Source organism: Streptomyces sp. NPDC020192 (genome assembly GCF_044388685.1).
GTDB lineage: Bacteria > Actinomycetota > Actinomycetes > Streptomycetales > Streptomycetaceae > Streptomyces.
Genome location: NZ_JBIRXG010000001.1, coordinates 512,883 through 536,838, shown reverse-complemented (window position 1 = coordinate 536,838; position 23,956 = coordinate 512,883). Strand labels below are relative to the sequence as shown.

14 protein-coding genes are annotated in these 23,956 nt (G+C 70.4%); 7 read left to right on the top strand and 7 right to left on the bottom strand.

Annotated features, from left to right (window positions below):
* The first annotated feature begins 603 nt into the window (after nucleotides 1–603).
* On the top strand, nucleotides 604–3,618 hold the full coding sequence (locus ACH47Z_RS02465; RefSeq protein WP_399069637.1) for a bifunctional [glutamine synthetase] adenylyltransferase/[glutamine synthetase]-adenylyl-L-tyrosine phosphorylase: 3,015 nt from the start codon (nucleotides 604–606) through the stop codon (nucleotides 3,616–3,618).
* Here the strand turns inward: ACH47Z_RS02465 and ACH47Z_RS02460 are convergent.
* Nucleotides 3,600–4,490, bottom strand: coding sequence for a phosphatase PAP2 family protein (locus ACH47Z_RS02460; protein WP_399069634.1), 891 nt, complete (start codon nucleotides 4,488–4,490; stop codon nucleotides 3,600–3,602). The two genes, ACH47Z_RS02465 and ACH47Z_RS02460, sit on opposite strands and share 19 nt — an antisense overlap.
* A gap of 68 nt (nucleotides 4,491–4,558) precedes the next feature.
* A complete protein-coding gene (locus ACH47Z_RS02455) occupies nucleotides 4,559–5,593 on the bottom strand; it encodes a LacI family DNA-binding transcriptional regulator (RefSeq protein ID WP_399069632.1) in 1,035 nt (344 codons plus the stop codon).
* A gap of 380 nt (nucleotides 5,594–5,973) precedes the next feature.
* On the opposite strand from ACH47Z_RS02455, the gene ACH47Z_RS02450 reads away from it, so the two are divergent.
* The 4 genes from ACH47Z_RS02450 (at nucleotide 5,974) to ACH47Z_RS02435 (ending at nucleotide 11,149) form a co-directional block, all read left to right on the top strand.
* Nucleotides 5,974–7,257: an extracellular solute-binding protein gene (locus ACH47Z_RS02450; protein WP_399069630.1), complete on the top strand. Its 1,284-nt coding sequence runs from the start codon at nucleotides 5,974–5,976 to the stop codon at nucleotides 7,255–7,257.
* Nucleotides 7,258–7,364: 107 nt separating this feature from the next.
* A complete protein-coding gene (locus ACH47Z_RS02445; RefSeq protein ID WP_399069628.1) occupies nucleotides 7,365–8,369 on the top strand; it encodes a carbohydrate ABC transporter permease in 1,005 nt (334 codons plus the stop codon).
* 19 nt (nucleotides 8,370–8,388) lie between these two features.
* Nucleotides 8,389–9,309 carry a sugar ABC transporter permease gene (locus tag ACH47Z_RS02440; protein ID WP_399069626.1) on the top strand — a complete coding sequence of 307 codons (921 nt, stop codon included), beginning with the start codon at nucleotides 8,389–8,391 and terminating at the stop codon, nucleotides 9,307–9,309.
* Between the two features lie 169 nt (nucleotides 9,310–9,478).
* A complete protein-coding gene (locus ACH47Z_RS02435) occupies nucleotides 9,479–11,149 on the top strand; it encodes a glycoside hydrolase family 13 protein (RefSeq protein ID WP_399069624.1) in 1,671 nt (556 codons plus the stop codon).
* A gap of 63 nt (nucleotides 11,150–11,212) precedes the next feature.
* Here ACH47Z_RS02435 and ACH47Z_RS02430 read toward each other — a convergent pair whose 3' ends face one another.
* Nucleotides 11,213–13,297 (bottom strand): carbohydrate-binding module family 20 domain-containing protein, encoded by a 2,085-nt coding sequence (locus tag ACH47Z_RS02430; RefSeq protein ID WP_399069622.1) that lies wholly within the window; start codon nucleotides 13,295–13,297, stop codon nucleotides 11,213–11,215.
* A gap of 185 nt (nucleotides 13,298–13,482) precedes the next feature.
* Here ACH47Z_RS02430 and pulA point away from each other — a divergent pair, with 185 nt between their 5' ends.
* Both pulA and ACH47Z_RS02420 read left to right on the top strand, forming a co-directional pair.
* Nucleotides 13,483–18,855 (top strand): pullulanase-type alpha-1,6-glucosidase, encoded by a 5,373-nt coding sequence (pulA, locus tag ACH47Z_RS02425; protein ID WP_399069620.1) that lies wholly within the window; start codon nucleotides 13,483–13,485, stop codon nucleotides 18,853–18,855.
* A gap of 34 nt (nucleotides 18,856–18,889) precedes the next feature.
* A complete protein-coding gene (locus ACH47Z_RS02420) occupies nucleotides 18,890–19,243 on the top strand; it encodes a 5-carboxymethyl-2-hydroxymuconate Delta-isomerase (RefSeq protein ID WP_399069618.1) in 354 nt (117 codons plus the stop codon).
* Here ACH47Z_RS02420 and ACH47Z_RS02415 read toward each other — a convergent pair.
* The 4 genes from ACH47Z_RS02415 to ACH47Z_RS02400 all read right to left on the bottom strand — a co-directional run bounded on the left by ACH47Z_RS02415 (nucleotide 19,240) and on the right by ACH47Z_RS02400 (nucleotide 23,922).
* A complete protein-coding gene (locus ACH47Z_RS02415) occupies nucleotides 19,240–19,956 on the bottom strand; it encodes a TetR/AcrR family transcriptional regulator (protein WP_399069616.1) in 717 nt (238 codons plus the stop codon). The two genes, ACH47Z_RS02420 and ACH47Z_RS02415, sit on opposite strands and share 4 nt — an antisense overlap.
* 36 nt (nucleotides 19,957–19,992) lie before the next feature.
* Nucleotides 19,993–21,018, bottom strand: coding sequence for a PDR/VanB family oxidoreductase (locus ACH47Z_RS02410; RefSeq protein WP_399069614.1), 1,026 nt, complete (start codon nucleotides 21,016–21,018; stop codon nucleotides 19,993–19,995).
* A complete protein-coding gene (locus ACH47Z_RS02405) occupies nucleotides 21,018–21,896 on the bottom strand; it encodes a metal-dependent hydrolase (RefSeq protein ID WP_399069612.1) in 879 nt (292 codons plus the stop codon). The genes ACH47Z_RS02410 and ACH47Z_RS02405 overlap by 1 nt, the downstream gene beginning before the upstream one ends.
* 103 nt (nucleotides 21,897–21,999) lie before the next feature.
* Nucleotides 22,000–23,922 (bottom strand): hypothetical protein, encoded by a 1,923-nt coding sequence (locus tag ACH47Z_RS02400; protein ID WP_399069610.1) that lies wholly within the window; start codon nucleotides 23,920–23,922, stop codon nucleotides 22,000–22,002.
* Between the last annotated feature and the right edge of the window lie 34 nt (nucleotides 23,923–23,956).

The following is a 23,956-nucleotide window of genomic DNA, read 5'->3' as shown; positions in this document are numbered from 1 at the left end:
CCGAGAGTGGGGGGATGAACGGGGCTGGCGATGCGGACAGAGCATGCACACGCCAACATGCCCACGCCCCACGTAAGCCAACCTCACGGATGAAGACCGGATGAACGCCGGGTGCGCCCGGGCCCACGAGGGTTCCGGTGGAGGGGACGGTCGGTTGGGCGGCGCACGGCGGGGAGAGGAAGGCTGCCTGGGCCGCGTACGGCGGGAGGGGGCGTGGCGGCGTTCGCGGGGAACGGGACCGGCCGGGTCGCGTACGGCGGGGAGGGGACGTGGCGGGTGGTGTCCGCCCGCAGCGGCCGGCGTGAACCCAGTTCACCCTCTCCGGAAGCAGCCCGCCGGACCGAGGACGGATACCACCCGGCGCGGCACCGACTCACCCCCCACCGTAGGCGCGACCCAAGCCCCCCACGCACCCGCACAGGCCGCCGCAGGCACTCGCACCCGTACCCCGCACAGGCGCCGCAAGCACGCGCACCCCCACACCCCCCACCCCCACCCGCACAAGCCGCCGCAGGCACCCGCAGGCATCCCCCACGACAGACCCACCGCCCCCCGATCCGGCTAGGCTCTGGCCAGGACGACCGAGATCAGGGGAGGCCAGCCATGACGCCGGGCCGCAGGAGCAGCACCTTCACCCGCCTGCTACGACACGGCTTCACCGACCCCTCCGCAGCCGAGCGCCTCCTCGACGGCCCCGAGCTGACCCTCGTCCGCAACGACCCCGTCCTCCTGGAAGCCCTGGGCGCGACCGCCGACCCCGACCTCGCCCTCCACGGCCTCGTCCGCCTCCTCGAGGCCCAGCCCACCCCCACCGCCCACCGCGAACTCCTCGACACCCTCATCGCGGCCAAACCCCTCCGCGACCGCCTCCTGGGCGTCCTCGGCGCCTCCGCCGCCCTCACCGACCACCTGGCCCGCCACCCGGCCGACTGGCACGCCCTGGTCACCTACGAACCCCAGGACCTCCACCCGGGCCTGGCGGAGTTCGAACGCGGCCTGGCCAAGGCCACCGACCCGGTCTCCCTCCGCATCGCCTACCGCCGCTGCCTGCTCTCCATCGCCGCCCGCGACGTCTGCGGCACCACGCACCTGGCCGAGACCGCCGCGGAACTGGCCGACCTCGCCACCGCCACCCTCCGCACAGCACTGGCGATAGCGCAGACCGAAGCCCCCCAGGACGCCGCAGCCTGCCGACTGGCCGTGATCGCGATGGGAAAGTGCGGCGGCCACGAACTGAACTACGTCTCGGACGTGGACGTGATCTTCGTAGCGGAAGCAACCGAGGCCACCACCGAGGCCAAAGCACTAGCGGCCGCCACCCGCCTCGCCTCCCACCTCATGCGGATCTGCTCGGAAACCACCGTGGAGGGCTCCATCTGGCCGGTGGATGCCAACCTCCGCCCGGAGGGCCGCAACGGCCCCCTCGTCCGCACCCTCTCCTCCCACCTCGCCTACTACCAACGCTGGGCGAAAACCTGGGAGTTCCAGGCCCTGCTCAAGGCCCGCCCGGTAGCGGGCGACGCGGAACTCGGCCGGGCCTACGTGGACGCACTCGAACCCCTGGTCTGGAAAGCGGCCGAGCGCGAGAACTTCGTACCGGACGTACAGAAGATGCGCCGACGCGTCGTCGAGAACATCCCCGCGTCCGAGATCGAAAGAGAACTGAAACTCGGCCCCGGCGGCCTCAGGGACGTCGAATTCGCGGTCCAGCTCCTCCAGTTGGTGCACGGCCGCACCGACCCGACCCTCCGCAGCGGCACCACCCTGGACGCCCTTCAGGCCCTGGCCGCGGGCGGCTACGTGGGCCGCGAGGACGCCGCCCGCCTGGACGAGGCGTACCGCTTCCTGCGCAGCATGGAACACCGCATCCAGCTGTACCGCCTGCGCCGCACCCACCTCGTCCCCGTGGCCGAGGAGGACCAGAGACGCCTGGGCCGCTCCCTGGGCCTGCGCACGGACCCCGCCGCGGAGCTGATCCGCGAATGGAAGCGGCACACAGGCGTCGTACGCAGACTCCACGAGAAGCTCTTCTACCGCCCCCTCCTCGACGCGGTGGCCCAACTCGCCCCGGGCGAGGCCCGCCTGAGCCCGGAAGCGGCCCGCGAACGCCTGGTCGCCCTCGGCTACGCGGACCCGGCATCCGCCCTGCGCCACCTGGAGGCCCTGGCCTCCGGCGTGACCCGCAAGGCGGCCATCCAGCGCACCCTCCTCCCCGTCCTCCTCGGCTGGTTCGCCGACTCGGCGGACCCGGACGCCGGCCTGCTGAACTTCCGCAAGGTCTCGGACGCCCTGGGCAAGACCCCCTGGTACCTCCGCCTCCTCCGCGACGAAGGGGCAGCCGCGGAAAACCTCGCCCGAGTCCTCTCGGCGGGCCGCCTGGCCCCCGACCTCCTCATGCGCGCCCCCGAGGCGGTGGCCCTGCTGGGCGACGGCGACGGCAAGGGCATGCCCGGAGCCGGTCTGACGCCGCGCGGGCGCACCCCGCTGGAGCAGGAGATCCTGGCCGCGGTGGGCCGCGCGGAGAACGCCGGGCAGGGCGTCACCGCGGCCCGCGGCGTACGCCGCCGTGAACTGTTCCGCACCGCCGCCGGCGACATCGTCGACTCCTACGGCACGGAGAACAACCACGCCGAGCCCGACCAGGGCGCCCTGGTCGACCGGGTCGGCGCGGCGGTCTCCGACCTCACCGCGGCGACCCTCGCCGGCACCCTGCGCGCGGTGGTCCGCGACGGCTGGGGCGACACGCTCCCGACCCGTTTCGCGATCATAGGGATGGGCCGTTTCGGCGGTCACGAGCTGGGCTACGGCTCCGACGCGGACGTCCTGTTCGTCCATGAACCGCAGGACGGCGTGGACGAGCACGAGGCGGCGGCCGCCGCGAACAAGGTGGTCGAGGAGATGCGCCGCCTGCTCGCGCTGCCCAGCACCGACCCGCCCCTGCTCATCGACGCCGACCTGCGCCCGGAGGGCAAGTCGGGCCCGCTGGTGCGCACGCTGAAGGCGTACGAGGCGTACTACCGCCGCTGGTCCCTGGTCTGGGAGTCCCAGGCGCTGCTGCGGGCGGAGCCGGTGGCCGGCGACGAGGACCTCGGCCGGCGCTTCACCGAGCTGATCGACCCCCTGCGCTACCCGCACCGCGGTCTCCCCGAGGACGCGGTCCGCGAGATCCGTCGCCTGAAGGCCAGGATGGAGTCCGAGCGCCTCCCCCGGGGCGCCGACCCCAAGCTGCACACCAAGCTCGGCCCGGGCGGTCTGTCGGACGTCGAGTGGACGGTCCAGCTGCTCCAGCTCCGGCACAGCGGGGACGTACCGGGCCTGCGCACCACCCGCACCCGCGAGGCCCTGGCCGCCGCCCGCGAGGCCGGGCTGCTGTCGGCCGAGGACGCGGAGATCCTGGACGAGGCATGGGTGCTGGCGACGAGGGTGCGCAACGCGGTGATGCTGGTGCGCGGCCGGGCGGGGGACACCTTCCCCACGGAACCGCGCGAGCTGGCCGCGGTCGGCCGCTACCTGGGCTACGGCGCGGGTCACGCGGGAGACATGCTGGACGCGTACCGCCGTACGACCCGCAGGGCCCGCACAACCGTGGAGGAACTGTTCTACGGCAACGGAACGTGACGGTCAGCCGGTGACGACGGCGACGAAACGGAACCCCTCACCACCGGCCCCGCCACCCCCCGAGGCAACCGGTAGGGCAAGGCCCCGTACCACACCCGAGCCACCCCGAACCCGAAGCTCAGGCACAGCACACCCCCCACCGCGTCCAGCCAGAAGTGGTTGGCGGTGGAAACGATGACCAGGAGCGTGGCCGCCGGATAGAGCAGCCCCAGCACCCGCGCCCACGGCACGGAGGCCAGCGCGAAGATGGTCAGCCCGCACCACAGGGACCACCCGATGTGCATGGACGGCATCGCGGCGTACTGGTTCGACATGTCCTTCAGATCGCCGGAGGCCATCGAGCCCCAGGTGTGGTGCACCATCACGGTGTCCACGAAGTGCCCGCCGCGCATCAACCGAGGCGGCGCGAGCGGGAACAGATAGTAACCGGCGAGCGCCACACCGGTGGTCGCGAACAGCGCCAGCCGCGCTGCCGCGTACCGCCCCGGATGCCACCGGTACAACCACACCAGCACACCGATCGTGATGATGAAGTGCAGCGTGGCGTAGTAGTAGTTCATGCCGATGATCAGCCAAGTCGCCGAGTTCACGGCATGGTTGACGGACTGTTCGACGGCGATGCCCAGATGGTGCTCGACGGACCAGATCCAGTCCGCGTTGCGCAGCGCCGCCGTCCTCTGCTCCGGGACGGCGTTGCGGATGAGTGAGTACGTCCAGTAACTCACCGCGATCAGAAGGATCTCGAACCAGAGCCGGGGCCGCCGCGGCCGCCGCAGCCTGGTCAGCAGACTCCGTCTGCCCTCGACCGTGACGGCCTGAGGAACGGCCACCTCTTCGCGACCTTCCGACTGCGTCACGGTCGAGTCACTCATAGGCATCAAGTCTGCCAGAGAAGGCTTCTCCGACAGATCATCCCAAGGTCGGGTCCGTGGCGCACCTTCTACGCCGTACGGACGACATGCGGGGCAGAAGCGGTCGAACCGCGCACCACCAGCTCCGGCATGAACACGAATTCGCTGTGCGGCGCGGGCGTTCCGCCGATCTCCTCCAGCAGCGTGCGCACCGCGGCCTGCCCCATCGCCGGCACCGGCTTGCGCACGGTCGTCAGCGGCGGATCGGTGAACGCGATCAGCGGGGAGTCGTCGAAACCGACCACCGAGACGTCACGCGGCACCTCCAGCCCCCGCTGCCGGGCGGCCCGTATGGCACCGAGCGCCATCATGTCGCTCGCGCACACCACAGCCGTACAGCTGCGGTCGATGAGCGCGCTCGCCGCCGCCTGACCCCCCTCCAGCGTGTACAGGGAGTGCTGGATCAACTCCGCTTCGACGACCCCGGCGGGCAGCCCCAACTGGTCCTGTACGGCCCGCACGAAGCCCTCGATCTTGCGCTGGACCGGCACGAACCGCTTCGGCCCGAGGGCCAGCCCGATCCGGGTGTGGCCCAGCGACACCAGGTGGGTCACGGCGAGCGTCATCGCGGCCCGGTCGTCGGGGGAGATGAACGGCGCCTGCACCTTCGGCGAGAACCCGTCCACCAGCACGAACGGCACGCCCTGCGCCCGCAGCCGTTCGTAGCGCTGCATGTCGGCGGTGGTGTCCGCGTGCAGCCCGGAGACGTAGATGATCCCGGCGACCCCGCGGTCCACGAGCATCTCGGTCAGCTCGTCCTCGGTCGACCCGCCCGGGGTCTGCGTGGCGAGCACCGGCGTATAGCCCTGGCGGGTCAGCGCCTGGCCGATGACCTGGGCCAGGGCCGGGAATATCGGGTTCTCCAGCTCGGGCGTGATCAGGCCGACCAGCCCCTCGCTGCGCTGCCGCAGCCGCACCGGGCGCTCGTAACCCAGGACGTCCAGCGCGGCGAGCACGGACTGGCGGGTGGTGGCGGCGACGCCCGGCTTCCCGTTGAGGACCCGGCTGACGGTCGCTTCGCTCACCCCCGCCTGCGCAGCGATGTCGGCAAGCCGTGTGGTCACGGCACTGGACTGTACCGGTCGTATGTCGCCTTGCACACCGGCCGGACGCCGGGCCCGGGACGCGGGACGGCCCGCCCTGGGTTGCTGCCTCATCGCGCTCCCTCGAAGTCATGGTGGCAAGAGCTTGCAGAGTCTTGCACAAGTCGGCCGCCGCCCGCTGAGCGGCGGGGAAACTGAGCTGCGAGCGCCCCCTGCGCACATCACGGCGGCGTAACCATCGTGTCTCCTTGCACTTTTTTTCTGCAAGGTCTTTCGCAGCGCTTACATCGCTGTTACGTTCCCAGTCGCCCGGCCGCCGCAACGGCGCAGTCGGCACCACACCCGGGGACGGCGGACGGGACCGCCCCTGGCATACGGGCTTCAACCCTCAAGGAGAACTCATGCGGCGTGGCATAGCGGCCTCCGCGCTGGTGGCGTCCTTCGCCCTCGCGGCGACGGCCTGCGGCGGCGGGAGCAGCGACAGCGGTAACGGTGGCAAGGCCGGCGGCCCGGTCACCATCACCTGGTGGGACACCTCCAACGCCACGAACGAGGCGCCGACGTACCAGGCCCTGATCCAGCAGTTCGAAGCCCAGAACAAGAACATCAAGGTCAAGTACGTCAACGTCCCCTTCGACCAGGCGCAGAACAAGTTCGACACCGCCGCCGGCTCCAAGGGCGCCCCGGACATCCTGCGCTCCGAGGTCGGCTGGACCCCCGCCTTCGCGAAGAAGGGCTACTTCCTGCCGCTGGACGGCACCGCGGCCCTCTCCGAGCAGAGCAGCTTCCAGCCGAACCTGATCAAGCAGGCGCAGTACGAGGGCAAGACCTACGGCGTTCCGCTGGTCACCGACACCCTCGCGCTGGTCTACAACAAGGCGCTGTTCCAGAAGGCCGGCATCACCGCCGCCCCCACGACCTGGGACGAGCTGAAGGCGGACGCCGCCAAGGTCAAGGACAAGACCGGCGCCGACGGCTACTGGGGCTCGACCCAGGCCTACTACGCCCAGCCGTTCCTCTACGGCGAGGGCACCGACACCGTCGACGCCACCGCCAAGAAGATCACCGTCGACTCGGCCGCCGCGAAGAAGGCCTACGGCACCTGGCTGAGCCTGTTCTCCGGCAAGGGCCTGCACAAGGCCGACACCACCGCCGACGCCTACGCCCACATCTCGGACGCGTTCGTCAACGGTAAGGTCGCCGCGATCGTCCAGGGCCCGTGGGAGATCACGAACTTCTACAAGGGCAGCGCCTTCAAGGACAAGTCGAACCTCGGCATCGCCACCGTCCCGGCCGGCTCCAGCGGCAAGGCGGGCGCCCCGACCGGCGGCCACAACCTCTCGGTCTACGCCGGCTCCGACAAGGCCCACCAGGAAGCGGCCCTGACGTTCGTGAAGTTCATGACCTCGGCGAAGTCCCAGGAGACCATCGCCCTGAAGAACTCCACCCTGCCCACCCGCACCGACGCCTACACCGCCCAGGTCAAGGCCGACCCCGGTATCGCCGGCTACCAGGGCGTCCTCTCCTCCGCCCAGCCGCGTCCGGCGCTGCCCGAGTACAGCTCCCTGTGGGGCCCGCTCGACACCGAGCTGCCCAAGATCGCCGGCGGCAAGGAGTCGGTGGACCAGGGTCTGAGCAACGCCCAGCTGGCCATCGCCAAGCTGGTGCCCGACTTCAGCAAGTGAGCCCGTGTGGCCGTCGGATCCTCCCGTACGAGATCGGGGGGGAAGGATCCGGCGGCCACCGCCCTGTGCCCGGCCCCCATATCCTTGATCTTTGAAGGTGTCGAACCATGACAGTCGCCATCGACCGCGCGACCGGCAAGCGCCGCGGTGACCGCGCGCCTCGGCCCGGGCTGGGGCAGCGCATCAGAAACGGCCTCCAGAAGTACTGGTACGCCTACGCGATGATCGCCCCGGTGGTCATCGTGCTCGCCGGTATCGTCGGCTACCCGCTGATCCGCGGTGTCTACCTCACCCTCACCGACGCCAACAGCCTCAACTCGGCGCGCACGATCGGCGTCAACCACATCGCGGCCACCTACAAGTTCATCGGCCTGGACAACTACAAGGACATCCTGTTCGGCCCGACCTCGTACGACCGCTTCTGGTCGCACTTCCTGTGGACGGTCTTCTGGACGGCCGCCTGTGTGTTCCTGCACTACACGATCGGCCTCGGCCTCGCGCTCATGCTCAACCAGAAGCTGCGCGGCCGCACCTTCTACCGGCTGCTCCTCGTCCTGCCCTGGGCCGTGCCGACCTTCGTCACCGTCTTCTCCTGGCGGATCATGCTCGCCGACTCCGGTGTGCTCAACCAGATCCTGCACTCCCTGCACCTGCCCCAGCCGCAGTGGCTGGAGGACACCTTCTGGCAGCGGTTCGCCGCGATCATGGTCAACACCTGGTGCGGTGTGCCGTTCATGATGCTCTCGCTGCTCGGCGGCCTGCAGTCCATCGACTCCACCCTCTACGAGGCGGCCGAGATGGACGGCGCCAACGCCTGGCAGCGCTTCCGGCACGTCACCCTGCCGGGGCTGCGGTCCGTCAGCTCCACCGTCGTGCTCCTCGGCATCATCTGGACCTTCAACCAGTTCGTGATCATCTTCCTGCTGTTCGGCCCCACCAGCGCCCCGGACGCCCAGATCCTCGTGACCTGGGCCTACGCGCTGGGCTTCGGCCAGCAGCCGCGGGACTTCGCCCAGTCCGCCGCGTACGGCGTGCTGCTGCTGTCGATCCTCACCGTCTTCACCTCCTTCTACTTCCGCTGGCTGAAGCGCAATGACCAGCTCGCCGTCTGACGCCGCAGGAGCCGCCGCCATGAGCACCACGACACCCTCCGAGATCAAGCCGGACCGCCCGGTGACCCCGCAGGTCCTCGCCGCGTCGACGCTGCGCCCGGTCCGCCGGCGCGGCGAGCGCGGCCCGCTCGGCGCCGCCCTGCTGCACGGCGGCCTCGCCGTCGCGAGCCTCATCGCACTCGCCCCGGTGGCCTGGCTGTTCTATCTCTCGCTCGGCCCGGACAAGGACGACTACCTCCACCCGAGCAAGATCGCGAGCAAGTTCAGCTTCTCCAACTACAGCTTCGTGCTCCAGCACACCGGCTTCTTCGACTGGTTCAAGTCGACGATGATCGTGGCCCTCGGCACCACCCTGATCGGTGTCCTCGTCGCCGCGACCACCGGCTACGCGGTCTCCCGGATGCGCTTTCCCGGCTACAAGCAGCTGATGTGGGTCCTGCTGCTCACCCAGGCCTTCCCGATCGCCATCCTGATCGTGCCGATGTACCAGATCTTCAGCGACCTGGGTCTCATCGACACCTACTGGTCGCTGATCATCATCAACTGCACCACGGCCGTGCCGTACAGCGCCTGGCTGCTCAAGGGGTACTTCGACACCATCCCCTTCGAGATAGACGAGGCCGGACGTGTCGACGGGCTGTCCCCCTTCGGCACCTTCTTCCGGCTGATCCTGCCGCTGGCCCGCCCCGGCCTCGCCGTGGCCGCCTTCTACAACTTCATCACCGCGGTCGGCGAGGTCGCCTTCGCGACGACGTTCATGCTGGACGACTCGAAGTACACCTTCGCCGTGGGCCTGCAGACCTTCGTCAGCGAGCACGACGCCCAGTGGAACTACATGGCCGCCACCGCCGTGCTGATCGCGATACCCGTGTCGGTGTTCTTCTACCTCGTGCAGAAGAACCTCGTCACCGGCCTGACCGCGGGCGGCACCAAGGGCTGACGCCCTGCGCACACACAGACTCCCGCGCACAGCGTTGCGCGGGTAGGCGGCCGCGGTCTCCATCCGACCCCGCTGTGACCGCGGCCGCCTCGCACACCCCCCGGTCCCCGGCATCCCCCGCCGCACCCACGCGCCCATGACCAGAACTCGCTTACCCCTCAAGGACGCCATGAGCCAGCAGCACCCTGCCGCACCGGCCCCCCATTCCACCGCAGCCGCCGTCGCCGACCGCCGCGACTGGTGGCGGGACGCGGTCATCTACCAGGTCTATCCGCGCAGCTTCGCCGACAGCGACGGCGACGGCATGGGCGACCTGGAAGGCATCCGCTCCCGTCTGCCGTACCTCCGCGACCTCGGCGTCGACGCCGTGTGGCTCAGCCCCTTCTACGCCTCCCCGCAGGCCGACGCCGGCTACGACGTCGCCGACTACCGAGCCGTCGACCCGATGTTCGGCAACCTGCTCGACGCCGACGCGCTGATCCGCGACGCGCACGAACTGGGCCTGCGCATCATCGTGGACCTGGTCCCCAACCACTCCTCCGACCAGCACGAGTGGTTCAAGCGCGCCCTCGCCGAGGGCCCCGGCTCCCCGCTGCGCGAGCGCTACCACTTCCGCCCCGGCAAGGGGAAGAACGGCGAACTGCCGCCCAACGACTGGGAGTCCATCTTCGGCGGCCCGGCCTGGACGAGGGTGGACGACGGCGAGTGGTACCTGCACCTCTTCGCTCCCGAGCAGCCCGACTTCAACTGGGACCACCCGGCGGTGGGTGACGAGTTCCGCTCGATCCTCCGCTTCTGGCTGGACATGGGCGTCGACGGCTTCCGTATCGATGTGGCCCACGGCCTGGTGAAGGCGGAGGGCCTGCCGGACCTGGGCGCCCACGATCAGCTCAAGCTGCTGGGCAACGATGTCATGCCGTTCTTCGACCAGGACGGCGTACACGAGATCTACCGCCAGTGGCGGCTGATCCTGGACGAGTACTCCGGCGAGCGCATCTTCGTGGCCGAGGCGTGGACGCCGACGGTCGAGCGCACCGCGAACTATGTCCGCCCGGACGAGCTGCACCAGGCCTTCAACTTCCAGTACCTGAGCACGGCCTGGGACGCGCCGGAACTCCGCGAGGTCATCGACCGCACCCTGGAGGCGATGCGCCCGGTGGGCGCCCCCGCGACCTGGGTCCTGTCGAACCACGACGTCACCCGCCACGCCACCCGCTTCGCCAACCCGCCGGGCCTGGGCACCCAGATCCGCACGGCCGGCGACCGCGCACTGGGCCTGCGCCGGGCACGGGCGGCCACCCTCCTCATGCTGGCGCTGCCCGGCTCGGCGTACATCTACCAGGGCGAGGAACTGGGTCTGCCGGACGTGGTCGACCTCCCCGACGAGGTGCGCCAGGACCCGGCGTACTTCCGCGGCGCCGGCCAGGACGGCTTCCGTGACGGTTGCCGGGTCCCGATCCCATGGACCCGCACGGGCTCGTCGTACGGCTTCGGCGGCGGTGGCAGCTGGCTGCCACAGCCCTCCGCCTGGGCCGACCTGAGCGTGGAGGCCCAGACCGGCGTGGCCGGCTCCACCCTGGAGCTGTACCGGTCCGCGCTGAGCGTGCGCCGGTCGCGGCCCGACCTGGGCGCGGGCGACGCGGTGGAGTGGCTGCGGGCGCCGGAGGGCGTCCTGGCCTTCCGCCGGGGCGGCTTCGTGTGCGTCGCGAACACCACGGGGGAGGCGGTGACCGTTCCGGCGTACGGCCGGGTCCTGCTCACCAGCGGTGAGGTCACCGAGGCCGACGGCGAGACGAAGGTACCCGCCGACACGGCCGTCTGGTGGTCCACGACGGACTGACGGGTTCGATCAGCAGAGACGGCCGCGGGGGTGGAGCCCCCGCGGCCATGTCCTGTAGGTGCCTTACTTCCAGGTGTCGCTCGTCGTGTATCCGGACGACGTGCCCGTCGTGTACGAGCGGTTCGTGCCGGACTCCCAGGTGACGTTTCCGGAGCCGTCCTTCTTGATGTACTTGTAGGCGAAGGTCGTGCTCTTCGGGACGATCACCAGCTTGCTCCAGGTCGGGTAGGCCGCCGAGGAGAGCGGGATGGCGTCGGACGTGCTCCAGGAGCCGAGGGACGGGATCGAGCCGACGACGTAGACGTTGGTGCCCAGGTCGGTCGTGGCGGTCTCGTTGAAGGTGACGCCGGTGGCGTCGGTGTCCGCCACGTTCCAGGAGTTGTTCAGCGACAGGGCCGAAGTGGTGGTGGACGTCGACCTGTTGGCGTTCGACTCCCAGGTGACGTTCCCGGAGCTGTCCTTCTTGATGTACTTGTACGTGAAGGACGTGTTCACCGGCACGCTCACCTCACCCGACCAGATCGGGTAGCCGGTGGACGAGAGCTGGACGGCCTTCGAGGTGTCCCAGCCGCCCAGCGCCGCGATGGAGCCGACCACGTACACGTTCGTGCCGGACGTGGTCGACGCGTACTCGTTGAAGGTCGCGCTCACCGTGCCGCCGGAGCTGCCGCCCGAGTCGCCGCAGCCCACCGTGCAGGTGTAGGACGAGTTGAAGAAGGCGACCGCGCCCTTCGCGGGGATCGTGATCGACGCGCTGCCGCCGGAGACGGTCACCGTCGACTTGCCGCCGTCGATCACGTTGCTGTACGTGCCGTCGGCCATCCCCGTGGCGAACGTGTAGGTCGCCGACGACGTCCCGTTGTTGAGCGCGAAGAAGCCCTTGCCGCCGCGCCCGAAGCCGATCACGTTGGACGACATGGTCTGCCAGTTGGAGACCGCGGCCGTGTCGGTCGCGTTGTGCCAGGCCACCATGCCGACCACGCCGGTGTCCCGGTCCAGGCAGTACCAGGCGCCGTTCGAGCAGTCCGTGCCGGTCACGAAGCCCGACGAGTTCGGCGGTGCCTGGTCGCTCTGGGTCCACTCCCAGCTGGCGTACACCGTCGGCGTCGACCACTTGTAGGCGAGCTGGAAGAGGTTGGCCAGCTTGTAGGTGTCGCCGTCCTTGTACGACATGTGCAGGCCGTTGCGCTCGGTGTCGTGGTTCGTCACGAACGACACCGAGTTGGCCGCCGGCAGGATGCCGGACGACGACAGGGACGACAGGTCGGAGACGTTGCCCTGGAAGGCCGACTTCATCTTGCTCGCGTAGGTGAAGTCCAGGACGTCACCCGAGGCGTAGTAGTCGCTCGGCTGCGGAGTCGAGCCGGGGTAGATCTCCTGGAAGACGTACGGCGCCGAGCCCGCCGTGGTGTTCGTCAGCTTGCCCTCGATCGCCGCGATGTCGGCCTCGGGGATGTGCTTGGCCGCGTCGATCCGGAAGCCGTCGACACCCAGGGCCAGCTGGGAGTTGAGGTAGTTCGCGAGGCCCACGCGGACGTTGTCCGACCCGGTCTTCAGGTCGGGCAGGCCGAGCAGCTCGCAGTTCTGGACCTGGGTCAGGTTCGAGTAGTCCTGGATGGTCAGGTCAGAGGTCGGGCACTGGCTGGAGTCGTGGTAGTCGGTCCGGCTCCAGTCGGGCGTGGAGTACTTGTCGGTGATCGTCGTCCCGTTGTACCCGGTGCCGGTCTGCGCGGCCGTGTGGTTGAGCACCGCGTCCGTGTAGACCTTCACACCCGCCGTGTGACAGGCCGTGATCATGGCGCTGAACTTCGCCTGGCTGCCGAAGCGGCTGTTCAGGCTGTACGAGTACGGCTGGTAGACGTCCCACCAGTAGTAGTTCGACTGCTTCAGGGACTCCTCGGGCGGCGCCACCTGGACCGCGCCGTAGCCCGCCGGGCCCAGCACGTTGGTGCACTCCGAGGCGATGGAGTCCCAGTTCCACTCCCAGAGGTTGGCGATCACGTCGCCTTTGGCGGTCGTCTTCGCCTGTGCGGGGGTCGCGGGCAGGGCGAGCACGCCCGCGAGGGCCAGCGCGCCGGCGGCCACGGCTCCGGCCGTCCGGCGGACGACACCCGGTGAGCCCGGGGGTCGGTGTCGGTTTTCGGTCATGTGCGGCTCCGAAGTAGGGGGTGAGTTTCAACAACCGGTGAGCCTGCGGCAGTTGAGAAGGGCACGTCAAGGTTGACGTTGAAACTTCTTGCTATGAGTTTCAAGACTCTTGCAGTAAAGCTTTCTGCGGCGATACGGTCGCGCGGGGTCGGACCCAAGAGAGCCGCATTCGCTAGGAGTTACGCGTGATACCGAGAGCGAGACGGGCCGCGGCCGTGACCGCCGCAGCCCTCGCCGCCGCCCTGATCCAGCCACTGGCGGCACACGCAGCCACCCCGCCCGCACCCCCGTCGGACGCGGCCCTCGCCGCTCAGCCCGCCCGGCACGACGACACCCGCGAGCAGTTCTACTTCGTCATGCCGGACCGTTTCGCCAACGGGGACAAGTCCAACGACCGGGGCGGCCTCACCGGCTCCCGGCTCAGCACCGGTTACGACCCCACCGACAAGGGCTTCTACCAGGGCGGCGACCTCAAGGGCCTGACCCGGAAGCTGGACTACGTCAAGGGCCTCGGCACGACGGCCATCTGGATGGCCCCCATTTTCAAGAACCAGCCCGTGCAGGGCACCGGCGCGGGCGCCTCCGCCGGCTACCACGGCTACTGGATCACCGACTTCACCCAGGTCGACCCGCACTTCGGCACCAACCAGGACCTGAAGACCCTCATCTCCAAGGCCCACGCCAAGGGCATGAAGGTCTTCTTCGACGTCATCACCAACCACACCGCCGACGTCGTCAGCTACCGGGAGAAGTCCTCCGACTACCTCTCCAAGGGCGCCTTCCCGTACCTGACCGAGGACGGCAGGCCCTTCGACGACGCCGACTACGCCGACGGCGGCAAGAAGTTCCCGGCCGTCGGCACCGGGTCCTTCCCGTACACCCCGCGGGTCACGAGCGACAGCAAGGTCCCGGCCTGGCTCAACGACCCGACGATGTACCACAACCGGGGCGACTCGACGTACGCCGGCGAGTCCACCACCTACGGCGACTTCTCCGGCCTGGACGACCTGTGGACCGAGCGTCCCGAGGTCGTGCACGGCATGGAGAAGATCTACGAGCGCTGGGTGAAGGACTTCGCCGTCGACGGGTTCCGGATCGACACCGTCAAGCACGTCGACATGCCGTTCTGGACCCAGTGGGCCACCGCGCTGGACACGTACGCGGCGGCACGCGGGCGGAAGAACTTCTTCATGTTCGGCGAGGTCTACTCCGCCGACACCTCGATCACCTCCCCGTACGTCACCCAGGGCCGCCTCGACGCCACCCTCGACTTCCCCTTCCAGGACGCGGCCCGCTCCTACGCCTCCCAGGGCGGCAGCGCGCAGAAGCTCGCGGGCGTCTTCGGCGACGACTGGAAGTACACGACCGACAAGGCCAACGCCTACGAGCAGGTCACCTTCCTCGGCAACCACGACATGGGCCGCATCGGGTACTTCCTGCAGCAGGACAACCCGAAGGCCACCGACGCCGAGATCCTGAAGAAGGACCGCCTCGCCAACGAGCTGATGTTCCTCAGCCGTGGCAACCCGGTCGTCTACTACGGCGACGAGCAGGGCTTCACCGGCTCCGGCGGTGACAAGGACGCCCGCCAGACCATGTTCGCCTCCCAGGTGCCCGACTATCTCAAGGACAACGAGATCGGCACCACCCGCACCCACGCCAGCGACTCCTACGACACCGGCGCCCCGCTCTACCGGCAGATCGCCGCCCTGTCCCAGCTCCGCACGGCCAACCCGGCCCTGACCGAGGGCGTCCAGACCGAGCGGTACGCGGCTGACGGCGCCGGGATCTACGCCTTCACCCGGACGGACGCCAGGACGGGCGCCGAGTACGTCGTCGCCTTCAACAACGCGAGCGAGACGAAGACGGCCACGTTCGCCACCGGGTCCGCCGGCATGTCGTACCGGGGGATCTACGGCGCCACCGGCTCGGTGCGGACGGACGCCGACCACAAGGTCACCGTCACCGTCCCGGCCGAGTCCGCCGTCGTCTACAAGGCCGCCCGCACCCTCGCCGAGCCCGCCGCCAAGCCGACGATCACCCTCCAGGCCCCGGCCGCCGGAGCCACCGGGACCGTGAACCTGACCGCCGACGTGAACAGCGGTCAGCTGAACCGGGTCGTCTTCGCCGCCCAGGTCGGCGACGCCCGGTGGCAGGTGCTCGGCTCCGCCGACCACGCCCCGTACAAGGTCACCCAGACCCTCGGCACCGCCGTACCCGCCGGGACCGCCCTGCGCTACAAGGCCGTCGTCGTCGACGCGGCCGGGCACACCGCGAGCGCCGTGGCGAGCAGCACCTCCGGCACCCCGCCGGCGACCCCGGTGCCCACGGCGTCCTCCCGGGACTATGCGATCGTCCACTACAAGCGCACCGACGGCGACTACGACAACTGGGGCCTGTACGCCTGGGGCGACATCGCCGACGGCGAGGCGACCCAGTGGCCGGCCAGTCACCCCTTCGCCGGCCGGGACGCCTACGGCGCCTTCGCCTACGTCAGGCTCAAGCCCGGCGCCTCGAACGTCGGCTTCCTGGTCATCGACAAGAACGGCAACAAGGACGTCTTGGCCGACCGGAGCATCGACGTCACCAGGACGGGTGAGGTCTGGGTCGAGCAGGGCAAGCCGGACGTACTGACGACGAAGCCCGCCTATCCCGCCCAGGACACCACCAAGGCCGTCATCCACTACCACCGCGCCGACGGCTCCTACGACGGCTGGGGCCTGCACGTCTGGACGGGTGCCGCGAACCCCACCGACTGGTCGAAGCCGCTGCAGCCGGTGAAGACTGATGCCTATGGCGCGGTCTTCGAGGTGCCGCTCAGCGCGGGTGCCACCAGCCTCAGCTACATCATCCACAAGGGCGACGACAAGGACCTGCCCGCCGACCAGTCGCTGGATCTCAAGGCCAACGGCTACGAGGTGTGGCTGTTGAACGGCCAGGAGAAGTACCTGCTCCCGCAGCCCGCCGGCAGCGCGGCCGCGCTCGACCTGAGCACGTCCAAGGCGGTCTGGATCGACCGGGACACCGTCGCCTGGAACGGCGCCGACGGCGCCGCCTCCACCCAGCTGCTCTCCTCCCGGGACGGCTCGATCACCGTCAAGGACGGGACGCTGACCAGCGACGACGAGCGCTGGATCCGGCTGGAGAAGACCACGCTCACCGACGCCCAGAAGGCGAAGTTCCCGTACCTGAAGGACTACGCCGCCTGGTCCGTCGACCCGCGTGACCGGGACCGGGTGCGCACGGCGCTCACCGGCCAGCTCGTCGCCTCCCAGCGGGCCGCGGGCGGCGCCGTGCTGGCCGCGACGGGTGTGCAGATCGCCGGGGTCCTGGACGACCTCTACCCGGCGGCGACCAAGGCCCAGCTCGGCCCGGTGTTCCACGACGGCAGGCCGACCCTCTCCGTCTGGGCGCCGACCGCACAGAGCGTCTCGCTGGAGCTGGACGGCTCGGTCAGGGCCATGCACCGCGACGACACGACCGGGGTCTGGTCCGTCACCGGGCCCGCGTCCTGGAAGGGCAAGCCCTATCGGTACGTCGTGAAGGTCTGGGCGCCCAGCGTCCGCAAGCTGGTCGTCAACAAGGTCACCGACCCCTACTCGGTCGCCCTCACCGCCGACTCCGCGCGCAGCCTCGTCGTCGACCTGAACGACAAGGCCCTCGCCCCGAGCGGCTGGGCGGCCCTGCGCAAGCCCACGGCCGTACCGCTGAAGGACGCGCAGATCCAGGAGCTGCACATCCGGGACTTCTCGGTCGCCGACCGGACCGTCCCGGCCAAGGACCAGGGCACCTACCTGGCCTTCACCGACAAGAACAGCGACGGCTCCCGGCACCTCAGGCAGCTGGCGACGTCCGGGACCTCCTACGTCCACCTGCTGCCCGCGTTCGACTTCGCCACGGTCCCCGAGAAGAAGGCCGACCAGCAGAGCCCGGCCTGTGACCTCGCCTCCTACCCGGCCGACTCCGACCAGCAGCAGGCGTGCGTGGCGAAGACCGCCGCGAAGGACGCCTACAACTGGGGCTACGACCCGTACCACTTCACGGTTCCCGAGGGCTCGTACGCCACCGACCCGGACGGCACCGCCCGCACGGTCCAGTTCCGCAGGATGGTCCAGGCGCTGAACGGGGACGGCCTCAGGGTCGTCATGGACGTCGTCTACAACCACACCGCCGCCAGCGGCCAGGCGGACACCTCCGTCCTGGACAAGGTCGTACCCGGCTACTACCAGCGGCTCCTCGCCGACGGCAGCGTGGCCAACAGCACCTGCTGCGCCAACACCGCGCCCGAGAACGCGATGATGGGCAAGCTGGTCGTGGACTCGATCGTCACCTGGGCCAAGGAGTACAAGGTCGACGGCTTCCGGTTCGACCTCATGGGCCACCACCCGAAGGCCAACATCCTGGCCGTCCGGAAGGCACTCGACGCGCTGACCGTCGCCAAGGACGGCGTCGACGGCAAGAAGATCATCCTGTACGGCGAGGGCTGGAACTTCGGCGAGGTCGCGAACGACGCCCGCTTCGTGCAGGCCACGCAGGCCAACATGGCCGGCACTGGCATCGCCACCTTCTCCGACCGGGCCCGGGACGCGGTGCGCGGCGGCAGCCCCTTCGACTCCGACCCCGGCGTCCAGGGCTTCGCCTCCGGTCTCTACACCGACCCCAACTCCTCCACCGCAAACGGCACTTCGGCCGAGCAGAAGGCCCGGCTGCTGCACTACCAGGACCTGATCAAGGTCGGGCTGAGCGGCAACCTCGCCAGGTACCACTTCACGGACACGGACGGCAAGGAGGTCAAGGGTTCCGAGATCGACTACAACGGCTCGCCCGCCGGCTACGCGGACTCGCCCGGCGACGCCCTCGCCTATGTGGACGCGCACGACAACGAGTCCCTCTTCGACGCGCTGACCTACAAGCTGCCCGCGAAGACCAGCGCCGCCGACCGGGCCCGGATGCAGGTCCTCGCCATGGCCACGGCCGCCCTCTCACAGGGTCCGGCCCTCTCCCAGGCGGGCACCGACCTGCTGCGTTCCAAGTCCCTCGACCGCAACTCCTTCGACAGCGGCGACTGGTTCAACGCCATCCACTGGAACTGCGCCGACGGCAACGGCTTCGGCCGCGGGCTGCCGATGGCGGCCGACAACCAGTCCAAGTGGGACTTCGCCAAGCCGCTGCTGAGCGCGCTCCGGGTGGGCTGCAACGACATCACCGGCGCCTCGGCCGCCTACCAGGACCTGCTGAGGATCCGTACGACGGAGAAGGCGTTCTCCCTCGACACGGCCGCGCAGGTGCAGGACGCGCTGTCCTTCCCGCTGTCCGGCAAGGACGAGACACCGGGCGTGATCACCATGCGCCTCGGTGACCTGGTCGTCGTCTTCAACGCCACCCCGCAGCGGCAGGAACAGACGGTCGGCACCCTCGCCGGGACGTCGTACCGGCTGCACCCGGTGCAGGCCTTTGGCGCCGACGCGGTGGTGAAGACCTCCTCCTACGCGGCCGGCTCGGGCACGTTCAGTGTCCCGGCGCGGACGGTGGCGGTGTTCACGCGGGCGGCGAAGTAGGGTCGGGGCGTCGCGCCGTAGAACAGGAGTGCCCATGCCACAGATCACCGTCGACTGCTCGGACAACGTCGAGGAGTTCTCGGAAGGCTTCGACCGGCGACTGCACGAGGTGACCGTCGAGATCGCGGCGGCCAAGCCGGAGTCGTGCAAGACGCTGTTCCGGGCCGCCGAGGCGAGCTCGTTCGGCTACGAGGACCCCGAGCGGCACGCGATCGTGCACGTGACCATCGGTCTCCTCGCCGGCCGTACCGAGGAGACGAAGGCGAGGCTGACCGAGGCGGTGCTGGAGCTGCTCCGCGAGCATCTCGTCGTGGCCGACGGGGTCACCGTCCACGCCTCCGCCGAGGTCCGCGACCTCGACGCGTCCTACCGGAAGTACGAGGGCTAGGGCGCCAGGGACAGGAGCCGGCCGACCAGCTCCGCGAAGGGGCCGTCGGCCGGCTCGTCCTTGACCATGGTCTTCAGCAGGGCCGCCATCTCCTCGTCGTAGGCGGCGCTGACGGCGGCCAGGGCGGCGAAGTCGTGCACGAGCTGGAGCTCCAGTTCGGCGCGGGGGACGCGCCGGCCGTCCAGCCAGAGCAGGGCCGTCGACTCGGCGAGTGAGATCCAGGAGCGGACCACCAGCTCCAGGCGCGGGGGCGCCTCCGCGACCTGGAGGTGCACCAGGATCTGGTCGTACGCGGCCTGCCGTACGGAGTCGATCAGCGCGTTGGTGGTCGAGACGTGGTCCTTTGAGCGGACTCCGTCCGCGGGGACCGCCGGGCCGCCGCGCATCAACGCCGAGAAGCCGGGCCCGTGTTCGTCCACGAAGGCGAAGTAGCGGCGCATCACGCGCAGCAGCCGGGCGCCGAGCGGACCCTCGTGCGGCTCGGCGAAGCGGCTCGCGAGATCCTCCGAGGCACGCTTCAACGCGGCCTCGTACAGGCTGAGTTTGCCGGGGAAGTAGTGGTACACCAGCGGGCGGGAGATGCCGGCGGCCGCCGCTATCTCGTCGATGGAGACCTCGTCGGGCGAGCGTCGGCTGAACAGGTCGAGAGCGACGCCGATCAGCTGCTGCCGCCGCTCCTCGACGCCCATCCTGCGGCGAACCCCGGTACTCATGGGCACACCTTACCGATCGGATCCGGCCGCAGGTGATCACATGTCGAGCACCAAACGATCGCTCCGGGCGCGGGATACGCAGATCAGCATCGAGTCGGCACGCTCCGTGTCCGTCAGCAGCTCGTCCCGGTGGTCGATCTCCCCTTCCAGCACCCGCTGTTGGCAGGTCCCACAGAATCCCTGCTCGCAGGAGTAGGCGGTGTTCGGCAGCTCCCGGCGGACGGCGGCCAGCACGGTGGAGTCGGCCGGGACGGTCAACGTGCGCCCGCGGCGCCGCAGTTCGACCTCGAACTCCGTGTTGCCGTCGGACGACGTACGCGGCGCGAACCGTTCGAGCCGGACGTCCGGAAAGCGCGCCTCGACGGCCGCCATGAGCCCCTCCGGGCCGCAGCAGTAGACGGCGGCCCCTTCGCTCACCTCCAGCGCGTCGAGATCGGCCCGTCCCTCCACGACGGTCACCCGGTCGCGGCCGCCCAGCTTCTCGACCTCCTCCAGGAAGGGCATCGAGGCCCGGTCGCGCCCCGCGTACAGCAGCCGCCACTCGGCGTTCTCCGGGAGTGCCCGCAGCATCGGCAGCAGCGGGGTGATCCCGATCCCGCCGGCGACGAAGACGTACGACTCCGCCTCGACCAGCGGAAACCGGTTCCGCGGCCCCCGCACCTCCAGTTCCGTGCCCTCCGTCACCTGCTCGTGCAGCTCGCGCGAGCCGCCCCGCCCGTCCGCCACCAGCCGGGCCGCGACGGTGTACGAGGAGGTGTCCTCGGGGTCGCCGCACAGCGAGTACTGCCGCACGAGCCCCGACGGCAGCACGAGGTCGAGATGCGCGCCGGGCTCCCAGCGCGGCAAGTCCGGTCCCTCGAGCCGGAGTTGGACGACCCCGTCGGCCACCGTCTCGTGCGAGGTCACCAGCAGCCGCAGGGCCCGCGAGCGCGGCCGGCCCGAGACGGGCTCCTCCAGCGCGGGCAGCGGCCACAGCGGCGAGACCTGGATACGGCGGCGCAGGGCACCCCGGGTCAGCAGTACGGCGCCCGCGACGAGCGCGACGGTACGCAGCCTCGGCATCAGGCGGCCCTCTTCTCCGCCGCCGTGGCCGCCGGGGAGGACGCCAGGTAGGCGACGGCCTGCTCGGTGTCGCCCTCCTGCGAGGGGTGGTAGTCACGGCTCAGATAGCGGGGGATGGACCTGATCATGTCCCCGGTCGAGGGGAGCAGGCCCCGCCTGCCACGGACGTAGAAGTCCTTGAAGGTGGCCTTGCCGTCGATGAGGGTCGGGTCGTTCTCCATGAAGAACCGCGTCCCGCGCTGCCACAGGAACACCAGCGCCGTGAAGGCCGTGGCCCAGGTGCGGACCCGCCGGCTGTAGCTGCCGTCGACGTGCAGGAACAGCTCGAAGGCCACGGAGCGGTGCTCGACCTCCTCCGCGCCGTGCCAGCGGAGCAGGTCCAGCATGGTCGGGTCGGCGCCCTGCCGGTCCAGTTCCCCGGCGTTGAGCACCCAGTTGCCGAGGAACGCGGTGTAGTGCTCGATGGCCGCGATGAGGGCGACCCGTTCCATCAGCCACCACCGGCGCGGCCTGCCCGGCGGCAGCGTGCGGTCGCCGAGCAGTTTCTCGAAGAACCAGTCGACCTGCGCGGTGTACGGCGTCGGGTCGAGCCCCTGCTCACGCAGGTGTGGCAGCACCTCGTCATGGGCCTGGGAGTGCATGGCCTCCTGGCCGATGAACCCGATGACGTCCTCGCGCAGCCGCTCGTCGCGTATGTACGGCAGCACCTGCTTGTACACGTGCACGAACCAGCGCTCACCGGCGGGCAGCAGCAGGTGCAGCACGTTGATGGTGTGCGTGGTGAAGGGGTCGTCCGGCACCCAGTGCAACGGCGTGCCGTCCCAGGAGAAGGACACTTTGCGTGCCTTGAGCGGCACCCGGGCCTGCGTGTTAGACATGGCGTCAATGTACTGATGGGTAGGGAGTCTGGGAACCCCTGTGCCGCACCTTGTTTACGCCGCTGTCAACAAGCTTCCCCGGTGCAGCCCGCACCCGCCTTCCTCAGTGCAACCCGCTGATCGCCCGTCCGTCCGCCAGCGTGCCCTCGAGCGTGGCCGAAGCCCCCTGCTTCGCCCGAGCCACGAGCAACGGGCCCTGCCCGGCCGCGGTGATCCCGCCCCCGGCCCGGATCGACGAAGTCCCCTCGCCGCCCGCCGCCAGCAGATACCAGTGGCCGGCCGCCGACTTCCACAGCACCCCGGCCAGCACATGGGGATCACGCGGCCCGCAGGCCCGTACGTCCGTGCCCTTGGCGACGACGGCGCCGACCGGCGCTTTCGGCGTGCGGAACTGGGCCAGCGCGGCCGTGCCGTCGCCGCGCCAGGTCTCGGCCCGGGTGCACACCCAGGCCCCGGCCCCGCTGCCGTCGGGCAGCGGCTGCTCGGCGAACTCCCAGGCGTTGACGCTCCGGATGCCCGCCGAGCGCTCCGCCGCCAGGGAACAGGCGAACGGCGCCCAGGTGCGCAGTCCGGCGGCACCGGACGCCTCCCCGGGCGAGCCGGGCTTGCCCGAGGTCAGGTGGGCCGGGACCAACTCGCCCAGATCGCCGACGAGTTCGGGGCCGGAGGTGTCGGTCAGCTGGAGCACGGTCCAGGAGGTGCAGGTGCCGGGCTGGAGCACCGGGCTGGTCAGCGGCGCGGTCACGCCGTCGGCGAGGGTCAGCGGGGTCGCGGCCGCGTCCGGCTTCATCAGGTTCCGCGCCGCCGCCTTCTTCACCCAGGGCGCGGTCAGATACCGCACGTTGCCGTCGGAGCGGCCCAGCACCAGCGCGCTCGCCTCGGCGCCGGTCGCGCCGTCGACGCGGGCGAAGTCGAGTGCCGCGCCCTGGGTGCCGTTGACCGGCTCGGCATAGCGGGCGATGCGCAGACCGTCGTAGAGGATCACCACGCGGGCGCTGTCGACCTGGCCCGCGTACAGCAGCTGGGGCGGGCCGGCCGGGCCGCCGGTCTGGGTGCCGGGGGTCGCCGAGACACGGACCGTGCCGCCGGGGCGGGCCCACACGGCGAGGGCGCGGCGCAGCAGCGCCCGGTCGCCGGTGAGCGGGCCGCGCGCGGGCCACACGGAGAAGTCGGCGCGCGCGGAGGTCTGCCAGGCGGTGGGGGAGACCCGGGTGAGATGGGCCGGGTCGAGGGCGGCCTGGGCGGCGGGGTTCCCGGCGTAGGCGGGCGCGGCGGCGCCGTCCGGGCCCCAGCCGCCACCCGGCATGACCACCAGCGCCCCGCACACCGCGAGTGCGGCGGCCGCGGCGAGGGCGGCCTTGGTGTGCTGGCGGCGGCGCATCAGATCGGTGGGCCGGGCCTGGAGCGAGCAGGGGTCGAACTCGGGGGAGGTGAGCAGCTCGGGCCGGCCGGACACCCTGTTCGCCGAGGCCAGCGCGCCGCCCGGGTCCTCCACTCCGGCCGAGGCGAGGAGCTTGCGGATGTCCGCGTCGGACAGTTTCTCCAGGCCGCGCAGCACATAGGCGGCGCGGGCCGGGCCGGACAGGGCGGACAGCCGCTGGTCCAGGGCGAGTTCGTCGGCGCCGCCCGAACGCGGGAACAGCCTCAGGCCCCAGACCTGGGGCAGCAGCGGCGGCAGCTGGGAGAGCCGGGGCAGGCCCTTGCGGGGCCGGGCCGCCTCCAGCGCCGTACGCAGGATGCGCTCGCGCAGGAACGCGTACCCGGGGTCGCCCTCCCGGCCCGAGGCCTGGGCCGGGATCACGGACGGCCGCTGCCCCCGGCCGCGGGGCAGGGCGCGCTGGACGAGGGCGTGTGCGGTCAGCACCCGGCGGCCGCGGCCGAGGCCCGGCGGCAGCACCAGATAGGCGATCCGGACCAGCCGGGGATAGTGCTCGACGAGCGCGGCCTCGGCCTGCTCGACGTCGACCTGACCGGGGTCCCCCGCGGAGACGGCTGCGTGACGGTGGGTTACATCCTGTGACTGCACGTCATGGAGAACGAGCGAGCCGGGGGTTGGTCAC

Bases quoted from the DNA above. Each gene is read 5' to 3' on its own strand.
- ACH47Z_RS02465 (WP_399069637.1), top strand. From the start codon at position 604: ATGACGCCGGGCCGCAGGAGCAGCACCTTCACCCGCCTGCTACGACAC.
- ACH47Z_RS02460 (WP_399069634.1), bottom strand. From the start codon at position 4,490: ATGAGTGACTCGACCGTGACGCAGTCGGAAGGTCGCGAAGAGGTGGCC.
- ACH47Z_RS02450 (WP_399069630.1), top strand. From the start codon at position 5,974: ATGCGGCGTGGCATAGCGGCCTCCGCGCTGGTGGCGTCCTTCGCCCTC.
- ACH47Z_RS02445 (WP_399069628.1), top strand. From the start codon at position 7,365: ATGACAGTCGCCATCGACCGCGCGACCGGCAAGCGCCGCGGTGACCGC.
- ACH47Z_RS02440 (WP_399069626.1), top strand. From the start codon at position 8,389: ATGAGCACCACGACACCCTCCGAGATCAAGCCGGACCGCCCGGTGACC.
- ACH47Z_RS02435 (WP_399069624.1), top strand. From the start codon at position 9,479: ATGAGCCAGCAGCACCCTGCCGCACCGGCCCCCCATTCCACCGCAGCC.
- ACH47Z_RS02430 (WP_399069622.1), bottom strand. From the start codon at position 13,297: ATGACCGAAAACCGACACCGACCCCCGGGCTCACCGGGTGTCGTCCGC.
- ACH47Z_RS02420 (WP_399069618.1), top strand. From the start codon at position 18,890: ATGCCACAGATCACCGTCGACTGCTCGGACAACGTCGAGGAGTTCTCG.
- ACH47Z_RS02415 (WP_399069616.1), bottom strand. From the start codon at position 19,956: ATGAGTACCGGGGTTCGCCGCAGGATGGGCGTCGAGGAGCGGCGGCAG.
- ACH47Z_RS02410 (WP_399069614.1), bottom strand. From the start codon at position 21,018: ATGCCGAGGCTGCGTACCGTCGCGCTCGTCGCGGGCGCCGTACTGCTG.
- ACH47Z_RS02405 (WP_399069612.1), bottom strand. From the start codon at position 21,896: ATGTCTAACACGCAGGCCCGGGTGCCGCTCAAGGCACGCAAAGTGTCC.